The 16,399-nt window shown below is 62.4% G+C and carries 15 protein-coding genes; 9 read left to right on the top strand and 6 right to left on the bottom strand.

Annotated features, from left to right (window positions below):
* Positions 1-66: 66 nt before the first annotated feature.
* Genes BT204_RS11440 through BT204_RS11430 form a run of 3 tightly spaced genes read right to left on the bottom strand, consistent with a single transcriptional unit; the run spans position 67 to position 2,646 of the window.
* Positions 67-1,122, bottom strand: coding sequence for an alkene reductase (locus BT204_RS11440; protein ID WP_054921969.1), 1,056 nt, complete (start codon positions 1,120-1,122; stop codon positions 67-69).
* Between the two features lie 28 nt (positions 1,123-1,150).
* Positions 1,151-2,317 (bottom strand): MFS transporter, encoded by a 1,167-nt coding sequence (locus tag BT204_RS11435; protein WP_072446858.1) that lies wholly within the window; start codon positions 2,315-2,317, stop codon positions 1,151-1,153.
* A 17-nt stretch (positions 2,318-2,334) separates the two neighbouring features.
* Positions 2,335-2,646, bottom strand: a complete 312-nt coding sequence (locus BT204_RS11430) for an ArsR/SmtB family transcription factor (RefSeq protein WP_054899009.1) — start codon at positions 2,644-2,646, stop codon at positions 2,335-2,337.
* A gap of 155 nt (positions 2,647-2,801) precedes the next feature.
* Between BT204_RS11430 and BT204_RS11425 the strand changes: the two genes are divergently transcribed.
* Entirely contained in the window at positions 2,802-3,386 is a 585-nt protein-coding gene (locus BT204_RS11425; protein WP_072446856.1) for an acyl carrier protein phosphodiesterase, read from the top strand.
* A 109-nt stretch (positions 3,387-3,495) separates the two neighbouring features.
* On the opposite strand, the gene BT204_RS11420 is transcribed toward BT204_RS11425, so the two are convergent.
* Together BT204_RS11420 and olsB are read right to left on the bottom strand one after the other, a co-directional pair.
* Entirely contained in the window at positions 3,496-4,287 is a 792-nt protein-coding gene (locus tag BT204_RS11420; RefSeq protein ID WP_032893104.1) for a lysophospholipid acyltransferase family protein, read from the bottom strand.
* Positions 4,287-5,042 carry an L-ornithine N(alpha)-acyltransferase gene (gene olsB / locus BT204_RS11415; protein ID WP_054921975.1) on the bottom strand — a complete coding sequence of 252 codons (756 nt, stop codon included), beginning with the start codon at positions 5,040-5,042 and terminating at the stop codon, positions 4,287-4,289. Before olsB ends, BT204_RS11420 begins: the two co-directional genes overlap by 1 nt.
* Before the next feature lie 184 nt (positions 5,043-5,226).
* On the opposite strand from olsB, the gene BT204_RS11410 reads away from it, so the two are divergent.
* From BT204_RS11410 to BT204_RS11370, 8 genes are all read left to right on the top strand, one after another.
* Entirely contained in the window at positions 5,227-6,300 is a 1,074-nt protein-coding gene (locus BT204_RS11410) for a serine hydrolase domain-containing protein (protein ID WP_054921977.1), read from the top strand.
* Positions 6,297-6,611: an amidase gene (locus BT204_RS11405; protein WP_072446854.1), complete on the top strand. Its 315-nt coding sequence runs from the start codon at positions 6,297-6,299 to the stop codon at positions 6,609-6,611. Before BT204_RS11410 ends, BT204_RS11405 begins: the two co-directional genes overlap by 4 nt.
* A gap of 258 nt (positions 6,612-6,869) precedes the next feature.
* On the top strand, positions 6,870-8,048 hold the full coding sequence (locus BT204_RS11395) for a M20 aminoacylase family protein (RefSeq protein WP_057975646.1): 1,179 nt from the start codon (positions 6,870-6,872) through the stop codon (positions 8,046-8,048).
* A 170-nt stretch (positions 8,049-8,218) separates the two neighbouring features.
* On the top strand, positions 8,219-9,529 hold the full coding sequence (locus BT204_RS11390; protein WP_072446850.1) for a citrate-proton symporter: 1,311 nt from the start codon (positions 8,219-8,221) through the stop codon (positions 9,527-9,529).
* Positions 9,526-10,968, top strand: coding sequence for an amidase (locus tag BT204_RS11385; protein ID WP_054899018.1), 1,443 nt, complete (start codon positions 9,526-9,528; stop codon positions 10,966-10,968). Before BT204_RS11390 ends, BT204_RS11385 begins: the two co-directional genes overlap by 4 nt.
* A 64-nt stretch (positions 10,969-11,032) precedes the next feature.
* Complete coding sequence (locus BT204_RS11380) at positions 11,033-11,791, top strand: helix-turn-helix domain-containing protein (RefSeq protein WP_054899019.1); 759 nt, start codon at positions 11,033-11,035, stop codon at positions 11,789-11,791.
* 211 nt (positions 11,792-12,002) lie between these two features.
* Positions 12,003-12,584: a YceI family protein gene (locus BT204_RS11375; RefSeq protein WP_054898725.1), complete on the top strand. Its 582-nt coding sequence runs from the start codon at positions 12,003-12,005 to the stop codon at positions 12,582-12,584.
* Between the two features lies 1 nt (position 12,585).
* Positions 12,586-13,743 carry a phospholipase D-like domain-containing protein gene (locus BT204_RS11370; protein ID WP_034126534.1) on the top strand — a complete coding sequence of 386 codons (1,158 nt, stop codon included), beginning with the start codon at positions 12,586-12,588 and terminating at the stop codon, positions 13,741-13,743.
* Positions 13,744-13,888: 145 nt separating this feature from the next.
* On the opposite strand, the gene bglX is transcribed toward BT204_RS11370, so the two are convergent.
* Positions 13,889-16,180: a beta-glucosidase BglX gene (bglX, locus tag BT204_RS11365; RefSeq protein ID WP_054898726.1), complete on the bottom strand. Its 2,292-nt coding sequence runs from the start codon at positions 16,178-16,180 to the stop codon at positions 13,889-13,891.
* Positions 16,181-16,399: the final 219 nt, after the last annotated feature.

Below are 16,399 nucleotides of genomic sequence, written 5' to 3'. Positions count from 1 at the left end.
GAACGCGGCGCCTGTTAGTTTCTCGCGAGCAAGCTCGCTCCTACAGCATTGGGTTTGCGGGTTAGGTTAGATCGGCAGCGTCGGGTAGTCGATGTAACCCACCGGGCCTTTGCCATAGAAAGTTTCAGGGTGCGGCTCGTTCAACGGCGCATCGGCCTTCAGTCGCGCCGGCAGGTCCGGGTTGGCGATAAAAGGAATACCAAAGGCCACTGCATCCGCCTTGCCCGCCGCCAGCCAGGCGTTGGCGCTGTCTTTGGTGAAACGTTCGTTGGCGATGTATACGCCGCCGAAGGCTTTTTTCAGCTGTGGGCCGAGGCTATCCGCACCTTCTTTTTCGCGGGAGCAGATGAAGGCGATGCCGCGCTTGCCCAGTTCGCTGGCGACGTAGGTGAAGGTCTCGGCGAGGTTGTCGTCGCCCATGTCATGCGCGTCAGCACGCGGTGCCAGGTGCACGCCCACGCGGCCGGCGCCCCAGACTTCGATGGCGGCGTCGGTGACTTCCAGCAACAGGCGCGCACGGTTTTCCAGGGAACCACCGTACTGGTCGGTGCGCTGGTTGGTGCTGCTCTGCAGGAACTGGTCAAGCAGGTAGCCGTTGGCGCCGTGGATTTCCACGCCGTCGAAACCGGCGGCCTTGGCGTTCTCGGCGCCGGTGCGATAAGCGTCGACGATGTCGGCGATTTCAGCGGTTTCCAGGGCGCGCGGGGTTGGGTAGTCGGCCAATGGGCGAACCAGGCTGACGTGGCCTTTAGCCTGGACCGCACTCGGAGCCACCGGGGTTTCCCCGTTCAGGTAGGACTCGTGGGAGATGCGGCCAACGTGCCACAACTGCAGGAAGATCTTGCCGCCCGCGCCATGCACTGCCTTGGTGATGTTGGCCCAGCCGCGCACCTGATCGTTGGACCAGATGCCGGGGGTGTCCGGGTAGCCCACGCCCATGGGCGTCACGGAAGTGGCTTCGCTGAGGATCAGCCCCGCGGACGCGCGTTGCACGTAGTACTCGGCCATCAGCGCGTTGGGCACGCGCCCGGCGTCTGCGCGGCAGCGGGTCAGCGGCGCCATGATGATGCGGTTCGACAGTTGCACGTCGCCCAGTGTGATCGGATCGAAAATAGTCGTCATGGAAAAAACACCTTCTCTTTCAAGTTGATCAGTTGGTCGCGGGGGCCAGGTCGGCGTTGCCGCCCTGACGGAAAGTGATAAGGGTCACCAGCAGCGCGAGAATCGCCAGTGCTGCAGCGGCCAGGGGCACGCTGGTCAGGCCGAAGCCGTGGGCAATCACGCTGCCGCCGACCCAGGCGCCGAGGGCGTTGCCAATGTTGAAGGCACCGATGTTCAGGGTGGATACCAGGTTCGGCGCGGCCTTGCCGAAGGTCACCACGTTGATTTGCAGCGCCGGCACGGCGGCGAACGAGGCGGTGGCCCACAGGAACAGGGTGATTTCAGTCGGTATCACCGCAACGCTGGTCCAGCTCAACACCGTGGAAACCATCGCCATGCTGATGAACACGCCGATCAAGGTGGCCGCCAGGCGCTTGTCCGCCAGTTTGCCGCCGATGATGTTGCCCACGGTGAGCCCCAGGCCGATCAGCAGCAGGGTCCAGGTCACGCCCTTGGGCGACACGCCGGTGACATCGCCCAGCAGCGGCGCGACGTAGGTAAAGAGGGTGAACATAGACGCGGCAAACAGCGCGGTCATGCTCAGCGACAGCCAGATACCGGCACCCTTGAGGGCGGCCAGTTCGGCGCGCATGTCGAGTTTTTCTTCGTCACGCTTGGCGGGCAAGAAGCGAATCAGGCCGATCAAGGCGATCACGCCAATCACGGTCACGGCCCAGAAGGTCGAGCGCCAGCCGGCTTCCTGGCCCAGCGCCGTACCCAGGGGCACGCCCAGCACGTTGGCCAGGGTCAACCCGGTGAACATCAACGCGACGGCTGACGCACGTTTGTTGGCCGGCACCAGGTTGGCGGCCACCACCGAGCCAATGCCGAAGAAGGCACCGTGGCACAACGCTGTGACCACACGGGCAAACATCAGCACGTTGTAGTCGCTTGCCAGGGCACAGAGCAGATTGCCGATAATGAAAATACCCATCAGCGCTACCAGCGCCGCCTTGCGTGGCAGCCTGGCGGTGGCCAGTGCCATGAACGGCGCGCCGATGGCCACGCCCAGGGCGTAGCCGGTGACCAGCCAGCCGGCGCCGGGAATCGACACACCCAGGTCCGTCGCCACATCGGGCAGCAAGCCCATGATGACGAACTCGGTGGTGCCGATGGCGAAGGCGCTCAGGGCCAGTATGAGTAGCGAGAGGGGCATGGGCGTGTCCTTGATGATTACGGTGCGCTGAGTTCGGTAATGAGCGCAGCGAGAAAGGCTTGGATCACTTCCTCGTTGCGCTTGAAAAAGTGCCACTGCCCGGCCTTCTGGCTGCTGATCAACCCCGCCCGTTGCAAGGTGGCCAGGTGCGCCGACACGGTCGACTGGGACAAGCCGCAGCGCTGGTCGATCTGCCCGGCGCAGATGCCGTATTCGTGGTTGTGCAATTGCTCGGGGAACTGCACTTTCGGGTCTTTGAGCCAGGTGAGGATGTCTCGTCGTACTGGGTGCGCCAGGGCTTTTATTATTTCGTCGAGGTCGATGGACATGGCAGGGTGCTCGGTGTCGTAAAGCGTTATATCGCGATGAGGCGAACTTTAAATCGTAATATCCCGATATACCAATATGATTTTGATCTGAGGCCAGGTCGAATCGGTATATCGGGTTATAACGATATGCGGGTGGCAGTGGTAGACTGCGCAGCATGAATTATCTCGCACATCTGCACCTGGGCGGCCAACTTCCTGCGCAATTGCTGGGCAGTCTCTATGGCGACTTCGTCAAAGGCCGCCTTCAGGGCCAGTTCAGCCCGCAAATCGAAGCGGCGATCCAGTTGCATCGCTCCATCGACCGCTTTACCGATAGCCATCCGCTGGTGGGCGAGGCGTTGTCGCGCTTCAGTCTGACCCGCAGGCGCTATGCCGGGATCGTCCTCGATGTGTTTTTCGACCATTGTCTGGCGCGGGATTGGGCGCTGTATGCCGACCAGCCTCTGGAGCTATTCACCTCCCGGGTATATCGGGCACTGGCGGCCGAACCCGCGTTGCCGGGGCGGCTGGCGCAGATTGCGCCGTATATGGCAGCGGATGATTGGTTGGGCTCGTACCGCGAGTTTGCGGTGATGGAGCAGGTATTGCGCGGGATTTCGCGGCGGCTGACACAGCCTGAGGAACTGGGGTACGCGATGCAGGAGTTGCGGGTTTTGTATGAGCCGTTGAGTGAGGACTTTCGACTGTTCTACCCAGAGTTGCAGAAATTTGCGCAATCTCAACTGACTATTGAGATCTGAATGTGGGAGCTGGCCTGTCGGCGATAGCGGCCTACCGGTTGATGTTATGGCTGACCCACCGCCATCGCAGGCAAGCCAGCTCCCACATTTGGATTGAGTTCACATTGCTTCAGGCTGCGAATGCAGGCCGAGCGGCCACTTGCTCGGTTTCCGGCACCGGGCCGAACAATGCCTTCTGCACCGCCTGCTGCGCCTGATACGCCAACGCCGCACGTTCCTGCCCGGCGCAGGCAATCGGCTTGAGCACATGAATCTCCACATCGCCGCGGTCATTGGAAAACAAGCGCATCAGGTGCGAGAGCAAATCATCATCGCCAATAAAGGGTGCCAGCGGGTCGACTTGGCCGTCGCGCAGATACCGAATCGCTACCGGCTGCAGTGATACATCCGCATCGATCGCGCTGGCCAGCAAGCGCCCGTGGAACGTGCGCAGGCCGCGCCCATCGGTGGTGGTGCCTTCGGGGAACATCAGCAAGGGGTGCTGTTGCTCCAGATGACGGGTCATTTGCTTGCGGATCAGTTGGCTGTCACCTGATCCGCGACGAATAAACAGGCTGCCAGCCTTGGCCGCCAGCCAGCCGGCCACCGGCCAGGTGCGCACCTCGGCCTTGGACAAAAACGACATCGGCGCCACCATGCCCAGCAACGGAATATCCGTCCACGACACATGATTGCTCACCCACAGCATCGGCGTTTGCGGCAACTCGCCATGCACCGTCACGCGAAAGGGCAGGGCGTTGGTCAGTCGCGCCATAAAGAAGCGCGACCAACGCTGGCGCCGCACCATCGAGTTAGCCACGCCCAGGCGCTCGAACAGGCCAAACACACTGGCCATGCTCAACCCCAGCCCCACCACCAACAGCACGCGGGCGATGCGCCCGTAAATGCGCAGGCGGTTCATCACATGGCCGCCTTGAAGTGGCGCGCGTAGCGCGGGCACAACTCGTCGCGCTTGAGCAGGATAAACACGTCTGCTACCTGGAAGTCTTCATCCCAGCACGGCTCGCCGCAGATCTTCGCGCCCAGGCGCATGTAGGCCTTGAGCAGCGGCGGCATTTCGGCGATGACGTTGGACGGCAGGTCCAGGGCCGGCAGTGGTTTTTTCGGTTCGGCGCGCAGGTGTTCGTTGCACAGGTAGCGCTCGCGCAAGCGCTGCATGATCGCGTGGGCCTGGATGCCGCCATCGTGCATCGGGATGCTCGCGCAGCCCATCAGGTAGCTGTAGCCGCCCTGGTTGAGCACTTCGGCCAACTCGCCCCATAACACCGCGATGGTGCCGCCATTGCGATAGGCCGGGTCGACGCAGGTGCGGCCAATCTCCAGGATCGGGCCCTGCAAGTGCAGCAGGCCATGCAGGCTGAATTCTTCTTCACTGTAGAACCGGCCCAGGGTGCTGGCGGCCTGGTGGTCGAGCAGACGGGTAGTCGCGACGAGTCGACCGCTGTTCAAATCCCGCACGCCGATATGGCTGCAGTGAACATCATAGTCATCCATGTCCAGACCCAGTTCCGCGCCTTTCAGCTTGGCGTTGAACTCGCCGCTGAACACGTTGAACCGCAGGGCCTGGGCTTCCTGCAATGCCTGCGTGCCTACCAGGCGTTCGGCTTGCAGACGGCGTTCATTGCCTTTGTCGCTGATGCGGGCGATCTGAGTCATAGCGAGTCTCCGGGTGCCGGCCAGGTTGCGGCCAGTCGACTTTGTTGTCCAAAGTCAGGCTATGTAGCCTCGGTGTCAGCTCCATGAAGTTACGGTGACGGTTGGATGACAGCCCCCTTGTCGCAAATCTGTCACTGGCGTGAGCTAGGCTCGCGGGCTTGAATGCCCCCTTGAGTTTGCGTCCATGGTCCGAGGCCTGTTGTGCGTTGCCCTGCTGTTTGTCGCCGTGAATGCTCGCGCTGAAATCTGGCCTGAAAAGGAGTGGGCCGTGGGCACAACCCTCACCGGTCCCGCTGTCGATGCCCTGGACGCCTACGCTTTCCCACCTCGTGACGATGCCACCCGCAACGGTATTCGCACCGATGCGTTGCTGGTCATTCGGGATGGCGAAATCATCTATGAACGCTACGCCGCGCCCACCACTGCCAGCACACCGCACCTGACCTGGTCCGTCAGCAAAAGCCTGATGGCTACCGTGCTGGGCGTGGCCTACGGGCAAGGCCGCTTCAAACTCGGCGACCCTGTCGCACGTTTCTACCCACCGATGAAGCAGCACCCCAAAGTGAGCATGGCCGACCTGCTGCACTGGGCCTCCGGGTTGGACTGGCAGGAAGACTACGAGTACGCCCCGTTGAAATCCTCGGTGGTGGCGATGCTCTACACCCGTGGCCACACCGACATGGCGCAATTCGCGGCGGATACCGAGGCCGCCGCCGTTCCTGGCCAGGCTTTCCGTTATTCCAGTGGCGACAGCACTATCCTGTCCGCTGCGCTCAAGGGCATGCTCGGCCACAAGGCCTACATGACCTACCCGTGGGACGCGCTGTTCCAGCCCCTGGGCATTCGCGACGCAACCTGGGAAACCGACGCCGATGAAACGTTTGTCGCGTCGTCCTATGCCTACCTCACGGCCCGGGATCTGGCACGAGTAGGTTTACTGATGGCGCGGGATGGGCGCTGGGGCGTGCGGCAACTGCTGCCCAAGGACTGGGTCACCTTCAACCGCCGGCCCTTCGACCGCTACAAAGTCGGCCAGGATGAAGCTGTGCCGGGCGGCCATTGGTGGCTCAACACCGGCGCCCCCCAACCCTGGCCCGACGCACCGGCCACTACCTTCGCCGCGCTGGGGCACTGGGGCCAGGCGCTGTTTGTGCTGCCCGACGAACACCTGGTGATCGTGCGTTACGGCGATGATCGGGATGGCAGTTACCGGCATAACGAACTGCTCAAACGCGTGCTGGCGGCGGTGCGCTCATGATCCGTCGTCATCCGTTCATCAGCGTTTTACTGGTGTTGCTTTTCGCATTGTTCGGCTGGGTTTGGCACGAGCGCGTCAACCTGCAAGCCTTCCCCGACATCATCGCGGCGTACACCGCCAAGGAGTACTGCTCGTGCCGGTACGTGGCCAACAACCCGGCGCAGTATTGCCTGGGGTATGTGAAGCAGTACGTGCCCATCAGTGCGTTCACTGACTCGCCGGAACGCAGTGAAGTCACGGCGAGTGGGTTGGGGCGTACCCATACAGCGCGGTGGTTGGGCGACCGTCAAGGCTGCCGCCTCAACCCCTGACACACCCAAATTCCCCTGTGGGAGCTGGCTTGCCTGCGATAGCGCCAGGTCAGCCAACATCACTGGTGCCTGTGCCGCCGCCATCGCAGGCAAGCCAGCTCCCACATTTAGATTATCTGCGTGGGTTCTCGGAAAAAGAACCGGCCCTGAGGTTCCACAGGGTGGAACCACCTTTGATTGTCCTCACGCGTACATCGCGCTTAGCTGTCGATGTGTCGCCAACAAGAACGGGACCACCCGCCTGTGAGGAGAATCACCATGCGCCCGCACCAGCACATCCTGGATTGGCTCAGCGACGTTGCCAGCGACTTGCACGCTGTGCGTCACGATATCCACGCCCACCCCGAACTCGGCTTTGAAGAGAACCGCACCTCAGCGCTGGTCGCACAGTCACTCAAGGAGTGGGGTTACGAGGTGCACACCGGCATCGGCAGGACCGGTGTGGTCGGTGTGTTGCGCAATGGCAACAGCTCGCGCACGTTGGGGATTCGCGCCGACATGGACGCCTTGCCCATCATCGAAAACACCGGCGCGGCCTACACCAGCCAACATGCCGGCTGCATGCACGCCTGCGGCCATGACGGCCACACCACCATGTTGCTCGGTGCCGCGCGTTACTTGGCGGCGACGCAGCAATTCGACGGTACTTTGAACCTGATTTTCCAACCCGCCGAAGAAGGCCAGGGCGGCGCCGAGGCGATGCTTGCAGATGGGTTGCTGGAGCGCTTCCCCTGCGACGGGTTGTTCGGCATGCACAATATGCCAGGCTTGCCGGCTGGGCATCTGGGCTTGAGAGTGGGGCCGATGATGGCCTCCCAGGACCTGCTCACCGTGACGCTCGAAGGCGTAGGTGGCCATGGCTCCATGCCGCACCTTACCGTCGATCCGCTGGTGGCTGCCGCCAGTATGGTCATGGCCTTGCAAACGGTGGTAGCACGCAATATCGACACCCAGGAAGCTGCCGTGGTCACGGTCGGCGCCCTTCAAGCAGGGCAAGCCGCCAATGTGATTCCCCAGCAAGCCCTGTTGCGCCTGAGCTTGCGCGCACTTAACCCCAAGGTACGCGAACAGATGCTGGAACGGGTCAACGCGATCATCCAGACCCAGGCCGCCAGCTTCGGCTGCACCGTGCAGATCGAACACCGGCCGGCCTACCCGGTGCTGGTCAACCACGCCGAAGAAACCGAATTCGCCCGCCAGGTCGGTGTGGCCTTGCTCGGTGCCGACGCTGTGGATGGCAACACCCGCACGCTGATGGGCAGCGAAGACTTCGCCTGGATGCTGCAACGCTGCCCCGGCAGTTACCTGTTTATCGGCAACGGCGTGTCGCGACCGATGGTGCACAACCCCGCCTATGACTTCAACGACGACATCCTGCTGACCGGCGCAGCCTACTGGGGTGCGCTAGCCGAGAGCTGGCTCAAGCCAGCCGGATAACCCAATCCTTTGTAGGAGCGAGCTTGCTCGCGAAAAACCCACAAGCGACACGGGCTCCCGGAAAGCGCTGCGTCAGCGTTAACGACCTTCGCGAGCAAGCTCGCTCCTACTGCAACGCCTTTTTCTGCCGCTGGACCCTTTCCCTATATCGGTTGAATGGAGTGTTCCTCATGCAGACTTCAAAGCCTGGCGTTTCCCGCACCCGCCAAGTGGTGGCGGCCGTGATCGGCAACGCGCTGGAATGGTATGACTTTATCGTCTACGGCTTTCTCGCCAGTATCATCGCCCGGCAGTTCTTCCCCTCGGAAGACGAATACGCGTCGCTGCTGATGGCCCTGGCCACCTTTGGCGTGGGCTTTTTCATGCGTCCGGTGGGCGGCATCCTGTTGGGTATTTATGCCGACCGCAAAGGCCGCAAAGCCGCGATGCAGTTGATTATCCGGCTGATGACCGTGTCCATCGCGCTGATCGCCTTCGCGCCGAACTACGCCGCGATCGGCATGGGTGCACCGTTGCTGATTGTGGTGGCGCGGATGCTTCAGGGGTTTGCCACCGGCGGTGAATATGCCAGCGCCACGGCATTTCTGGTGGAGAGCGCACCTGCCCATCGCAAGGGCTTGTATGGCTCCTGGCAATTGGTAGGGCAATGCCTGGCGGTGTTCGGCGGGGCGGCGATGGTGGCGTTGGTCACGCATTTCTTTTCGCCCGAAACCCTCGACCTGTGGGGCTGGCGCCTGCCGTTTGTGCTGGGCTTGTTGATCGGCCCGGTGGGGTTGTGGATTCGTCGGCACATGGAAGACCCGGAAGAGTTCATCCAGGCGCGTAAAAATGCCACCGGCCCGGCGCCGAGCCTCATGCAAGTGCTGCGTGACCATCGGCGCAGCATCCTGGTGTCCATGGGCCTGGCCTGCGGGGCGACGGTGTCGTTCTACGTGGTGCTGGTGAACATGCCGACCTTCGCCCACAAAAACCTCGGCCTGCCGCTGGACCAGGTGCTGATGGTGCAGATGTTTGCGGTGGCGCTGATGACCGTGGTGATCCCCTTGTCCGGCCTGCTCTCGGATCGGTTGGGACGGCGACCGGTGTTGATGGCCTTCACCCTGGCGTTCTTCGTGATGGTCTACCCCTTGTATGTGTGGGTAGCCGCTGCGCCGTCCATCGAGCGCCTGCTGGTGATGCAGGTGATGTTGTGCACGGCGATTGGCGGGTTCTTCGGGCCAGCGCCGACGGCATTGGCCGAACAGTTCCCTATCGAGGTGCGCTCGACCGGTGTGTCGGTGGCCTATAACGTGGCGGTGATGGTGTTCGGTGGTTTCGCGCCGTTGATCGTGACCTGGCTGAGCAAGGTGCTGGGCACGGCAGTGGCGCCGTCGTTTTATGTATTGTTTGCGTGCGTGCTGACGCTGCTGGGCACTTACTGCATGCGCGAGGCACCCCGGGCGAGCAAGCCGCTGCCGTTTTCCAGAGAGGTGAAGCCTTGAGTATTGTTGATTGGGATGCCACTGAGCTGTCGCGGGCCATCCATGGGCGGCAGGTATCGTGCGAAGAGGTGATGCAGGCGTACCTGGCGCAGATCCAGCGCTTTAACCCTGGCGTGAATGCGCTGGTGTCGTTGCGCGAAAGCGAGGCCGTGCTGGCCGAGGCGAGAGCCTGTGATCGTGAGTTGGACCGGGGCCATTCCCGTGGCTGGATGCATGGCATGCCCCAGGCCATCAAGGACCTGGCGGCCACCCAGGGTTTGCGCACCACCCTGGGCTCACCGCTGTTCGCCGAGCATGTACCGAACGAAGACGCCATCAGCGTGGCGCGGGTGCGGGCCAGTGGCGCGATCATCATCGGCAAGACCAACGTGCCGGAGTTCGGCCTGGGCTCCCACACCTACAACACGCTGTTTGGCACCACCGGCAATGCCTATGACCCACGCCTGGCGGCGGGTGGCAGCAGTGGCGGAGCGGCGGTGGCCCTGGCGCTGCGCATGCTGCCGGTGGCCGACGGCAGCGACATGATGGGCTCGCTGCGCAACCCGGCGGCGTTCAACAACGTGTTCGGCTTGCGCCCCTCCCAGGGGCGGGTGCCTCACGGGCCGATGCCGGAACTGTTCGTGCAGCAATTGGGCACCGAAGGCCCGATGGGGCGCAGCGTAACGGATGTGGCGCGGTTGCTGAGCATTCAGTCCGGTTACGATCCCCGGGCGCCGTTGTCATCCAGGGACGATCCCGCTGTGCTGGGCCAGCCGTTGCAACGCGACTTCAACGGCGCACGCCTCGGTTGGCTGGGGGACTACAACGGTTATCTGCCGATGGATGATGGCGTGATGAGCCTGTGCGAAGCGGCGCTGGATGATTTCGCCAGGTTGGGCTGTGAAGTGCACAGCTGCCAACCGGACTTTTCCATGGCGCGCCTGTGGCGCTGCTGGTTGGTACACCGCCATTGGCTGGTGCACGGCAACCTCGGCGCGGCCTACGCCAACCCGCAAAAGCGCGCGTTGCTCAAGCCCGAAGCGCAATGGGAAGTGGAGGGCGGCCAGGGCTTGAGTGCCCAGCAGGTTTACCAGGCGTCGGTGGACCGCAGTCAGTGGTACCGCGCTTTGGGCAAGCTGTTCGAACGTTACGATTTCCTGCTGTTGCCCACCGCCCAGGTGTTCCCTTTCGATGCACAACAGCCTTGGCCGCGCCTCGTGGGCGGGCGTGAAATGGACACTTATCACCGCTGGATGGAAGTGGTGATCGGCCCGACCCTCGCCGGTTTGCCGAGCATGAGCATCCCGGCGGGCTTCAACCCTCAGGGCTTGCCCATGGGCCTGCAAATCATTGGCCCGGCCCAGGCCGACAGGGCCGTGCTGCAATTGGCCTATGCCCATGAACAACTGACCCAATGGGTACAACGCCGGCCACCGGCGTGCCTTGCAACGACCCGTTGAGCGCTGACCGGGCCTGTATCTTGCTGTGAAAAAAGATCATCCACCAGCAACAGGGAGATCGAATATGGAGACAGGCACCGTACGCTCGGTTGAGCGCGCTCTGGCAATCGTCGAGTTGCTGGGCGAGCACCAGGCCCTGGGGCTGGAAGAACTGCACTACCTCACGCAGCTGCCCAAGGCCACGGTGTCGCGCATGTTGCTGACCTTGCAGGAACAGGGGTGGGTCTACCGCGGCCTGAGCGATCGGCGTTACCGCCTGCGTGCCCGACGCTTGTTTGGCGATACCCAGCAACGCTTCAAGCGCCAGGTGGTGGAGAGCGCCGCCCCTTGGTTGCTGGAGCTCAGCGAGCGCACTGGGCTGGTGGTGGACTTGTCGTGCTTCGATGGCGAGCGCCTGGAGGTCATGGAAAGCGCGATCCCCAGCGTGTTGCGCAAGCTGTACCCGAACAACTGCCAGATCGTCGGCCAGTACGCCAGCCTGTTCCACTCGGCGATGGGCAAGGCTTGCCTGACGCAATTGCCGGCTGACGAAGTACAGCGCCTGGCAGGCCGCAATCATGTGGCGGCAGACGAGCACTATCGCGCATGCGAGCAAACCCAGCACCAGGGCTTCGGACAGCGTACCGAGGGCTATTGGGAATACCCGGTGCGTTTGCCGTTCCTGATCCGGGCGGTGGCCTTGCCGGTGCGCGCCAACGGCCGATTGGTGGGGAGCATGGCGCTGCATTGGCCGATGCATCAGGCGCCGGTGGAGCGGGTGTTGAATTTGCACATGGGCAGCCTTGAAGAAACGATCTGCGAAGTGCAACGAACGCTGGTTTGAAAACACAGCAAAAACCCTGCGGCAGCTGGCTTTTGTGGCGAGGGAGCTTGCTCCCGCTGGGGTGCGTAGCGCCCCCAAAAAGCCGGCTCCAGCTGCGCTGTCGAACGGGAGCAAGCTCCCTCGCCACAGCAAGCCAGCTCCCACATTGGATTTGCGCAGGTTGTGAGATTGCGCTTAAGGTTCGCCCAGGTTTTTTGCCCCATGAGTCTTTATGTTCAATGTCAAACCTCTGGTCTTCGCGCTGCTGGCCTTTGCTGCTGTGCCTGCCCACGCCGATTGGTACCTGGATAACGAATCCTCGCGCCTGTCTTTCGTCACCACCAAAAACACCGAGATTGCCGAAGTCCAGCGCTTCCTGGTGCTGCACGGCAAAGTCGACGCCAAAGGCGCGGCTCGGCTGGAAGTGGAGCTGGACTCAATCAACAGCGGTATTCCGTTGCGCGACGAGCGCATGCGTAAAGAGCTGTTCGAGATCAAGACCTTCCCCGAAGCGCAGATCAGCGCACAGATCAATCTGCAGCCCATCAATGACCTGGCGTCCGGCGCGCAGTTGGAATTGCGCCTGCCCTTGAGCGTCACGCTGCACGGCAAGACCCAGACCTACAGCGCCGAACTGCTGGCCACGCGCCTGGATGAGCGGCGTTTCCAGGTGGTAACTCTGGAGCCCGTGGTGCTGCATGCCGAAGATTTCGACCTGGCGCCCGGTGTGGCTACCTTGCGTAAGGCGGCAGGGCTCAAGTCGATCAGTTTGTCGGTGCCGGTGGGTGCGGTGCTGATTTTCACGGCGCGCTGACATGAGCGGCGCGGTGTTCCCGTGGCGCAGCGCCAATCAGTTCGAATTGCTGATCGACGGGCCGAATTTCTTCCCGCAGATGCTGGTGGGCATCGCCCGGGCCGAGCAGCAGGTTGACCTTGAGCTGTACCTGGTCGAAGCCGGGGCCTGCGCCGAGGCCATGGTGCAGGCGCTGGTACTGGCCGCCGAACGCGGCGTGCAGGTGCGTTGCCTGTTTGACGATTACGGCAGCCTGGCGTTTACCCTGGGGCTGCGCAAGCGCTTGACCGATGCCGGCGTGGCGCTGCGCTTTTACAACCGCCTGAATTGGCGGCGCTGGATGCGCAACCTGTACCGCGACCATCGAAAGCTACTGCTGATCGACCAGCGCATTGCGGTGGTCGGCGGCACCGGTGTCACCGACGAGTTCTGGACGCCGGGGCAAGACACCGCCGACTGGCATGAAGTGATGGTGCAGATCAGCGGCCCGTTGGTGCTGGACTGGCAGGCCCTGTTCGACCGGCAATGGCACGCTAACGCCGCGCGCCGTGAGTGGAAACCGGCTACCCACTTTGGTTTGCCTCGCTTGCCCAAGGTGCCCGCCACCGGGCCGGGGCTGGGCCGCGTGGCGTATGCCGATGCGCGTCAGCACCGTGACATCCTGCAATCGTTGATTCGTGCTTTGAACAGCAGCAAGGGGCGTATCTGGCTGGCGACCCCGTACTTCCTGCCAACCTGGAGCGTGCGCCGAGCCTTGCGCCGGGCGGCAGGGCGCGGTGTGGACGTACGTTTGCTGCTCACCGGCCCGCGCACCGATCACCCGTCGGTGCGTTACGCCGGGCACCGTTATTACCCGCGCCTGCTGCGCTCAGGCGTGCAGATCTTCGAATACCAGCCGTGTTTCCTGCACCTGAAGATGGTACTGGTGGATGATTGGGTGAGCATTGGCTCGTGCAATTTCGACCACTGGAATTTGCGCTTCAACCTGGAAGCCAACCTGGAAGCGCTGGACCCGCAGTTGACGGCAGCGGTGGTGGGCAGTTTCGAAGCGGACTTTGCCCAAAGCCAGGCGGTGAGCCTGGAGGCATGGAAGGCGCGGCCATTGTGGCGGCGGGTGAAGCAGCGGGTGTGGGGCTGGATTGATCGGTTGGTGGTGAACCTGCTGGATCGGCGCGGTTAGTCGGGCCACCTCAATCAACTGTGGGAGCTGGCTTGCCTGCGATAGCATCACCTCGGTACACCTGACAAACCGAGGTGCCTGTATCGCAGGCAAGCCAGCTCCCACAAAAGCCAGCTCCCACAGCGACCGTGTTTACAGCTTCAGATCAGAGCAGTTCGAAGGTTTGCTGCTGCACATCCTGGGAATCCAAGCCGATCTGCACATTGAACTCACCCGGTTCCGCCGCGAACTTGAGTTGGGCGTTGTAGAACTTCAAGTCGTCCTCGGTGATGGTGAAGTGCAGCGTGCGCGCTTCGCCAGCCTTGAGCATGACCTTCTGGAAGTTCTTCAGCTCCTTGATCGGGCGGATCATCGAACCGGCCACGTCCTGGATATACAACTGCACAACCGTTTCGCCATCGACCTTGCCAGTGTTCTTCACGGTGACGCTCGCATCGAGCTTGCCGGTCTTGTTCAGCGTGGTGGACGACAGTGCCATGTCCGACAGGCTGAACGTGGTGTAGCTCAGGCCATAGCCAAACGGAAACAGGGGGCCGGTGGTGTCATCGAAGTACTGCGAGGTGTAGTTGCCCGGCTTGCCTGGGGTGAATGGCCGGCCGATGGTCAGGTGGTTGTAGTAGGTCGGAATCTGCCCCACCGAACGAGGGAAGGTGATCGGCAGCTTGCCCGATGGGTTGTAGTCACCGAACAGCACGTCGGCGATGGCGTTGCCGCCTTCGGTACCTGCGAACCAGGTTTCCAGGATCGCGTCGGCCTGTTGGTTCTCTTCGAGAATCGACAGCGGACGGCCGTTCATCAACACCAGCACCAGCGGTTTGCCGGTGGCTTTGAGGGCCTTGATCAAGTCGCGCTGGCTTTGCGGGATGTTCAGATCGGTACGGCTCGACGATTCGTGGGACATGCCACGGGACTCGCCCACCGCCGCGACGATAACGTCGGCGTTGTTCGCCGCCTTCACCGCTTCATCAATCAGCACCTGGGCAGGGCGCGGGTCATCCACCACTTCCGGGGCATCGAAGTTGAGGAAGTTGAGGTAGTCGAGCACCGCTTTGTCGCCGGTGATGTTGGCGCCACGGGCATAGATGACTTTGCCTTTTTCACCGATCACGGCGTTCATGCCGTCGAGCAGGGTCACCGATTGCGCAGGCCGGCCAGCAGCAGCCCAACTGCCCATCATGTCGATGGGTGCCTTGGCCAGCGGGCCGACAAGGGCAATGGTCGCGGATTTTTTCAGCGGCAGGGTGTCGTTGTGGTTTTTCAGCAACACCAGGCTGCGGCGCGCAATGTCGCGGGCCTCGGCACGGTGCAGGCGGCTGTCGGCGTAGGTGTCGGCCGGGTCATCCTCGGCCTTGCCGATGCGCAGGTACGGGTCCTTGAACAGGCCCATGTCGTACTTGGCACCGAGCACTTCGCGCACGGCGTTGTCGATGTCGCTCTGCTGGATCTCGCCGGACTTGAGCAGCCCCGGCAATTCCTTGCCGTACAGCGAGTCATTCATGCTCATGTCGATGCCAGCCTTGATCGCCAGCTTGGCGGCTTCACGTCCGTCCTTGGCCACGCCGTGCTTGATCAGCTCGACGATCGCACCGTGGTCGCTGACGGTCAGGCCCTTGAAGCCCCAGTCTTTGCGCAGCAGGTCGTTCATCAGCCAGGTGTTGGCGGTGGCAGGCACGCCGTTGATCGAGTTGAGCGCGACCATCACGCCGCCGGAGCCGGCCTTGATCGCCGCGTGGTAGGGCGGCAGGTAGTCCTGGTACATCTTGACCGGGCTCATGTCGACCACGTTGTAGTCGCGCCCGCCTTCCACCGCGCCGTAGAGGGCGAAGTGCTTGACGCTGGCCATGAGGCTGTCGGCATTCGCGGGGCTGGTGCCCTGGAACGCCTTGACCATCACTTCGGCAATGCGTGACACCAGGTAGGTGTCTTCACCGAAACCTTCGGAAGTGCGGCCCCAGCGCGGGTCGCGGGAGATATCGACCATTGGTGCAAACGTGATATCGAGGCTGTCGGCGGCGGCTTCCTGGGCGGCGATGCGCCCGGAGCGGCCAATGGCGTCCATGTCCCAGCTGGAGGCCAGGGCCAGGCTGATCGGGAAAATGGTGCGGTGGCCGTGGATCACGTCGTAGGCGAAGAACATGGGGATCTTCAAGCGGCTGCGCATGGCCGCGTCCTGCATCGGACGGTTTTCCGGGCGGGTGATGGAGTTGAACGTGCCACCGATGCGGCCGGCGGCGATTTCCTTGCGGATCAGCTCACGGGGCATTTCCGGGCCGATGCTGATCAGGCGCAATTGGCCGATCTTCTCATCCAGGGTCATTTGCTTGAGCAGGTCGCTGACGAAGGCGTCCTTGTCGTTAAGCGCAGCAGGCTTTGTTTCTGCCCATACGGGGTGGCTGGCCAGAGTGGCAACAAGGCCGAGCAAACACAGCTTTTTCATGAATATCCTTTTTCGGCGACTGCGCAGCATTCAGAGAGATGCTGTCGGCCAAAATGTGGGGAACGTCTATTGTTGTTCGGGTGTTGTTCAGATAAATGCAGCACACTCTGAACTCTTTTTCGCGCTGGGCATCTTTGTAGCTGATTGGCTCAAAGCATTCCAGTGGTGGCGGATTATGCCCCAAGCGCGTGGTTTATAGGGTTAGTCGTCACATTCCAT

The sequence above is a fragment of the Pseudomonas sp. NFPP02 genome, assembly GCF_900119355.1.
Classification (GTDB): domain Bacteria; phylum Pseudomonadota; class Gammaproteobacteria; order Pseudomonadales; family Pseudomonadaceae; genus Aquipseudomonas; species Aquipseudomonas paracarnis.
This window is presented reverse-complemented; position numbering and strand designations above follow the sequence as displayed.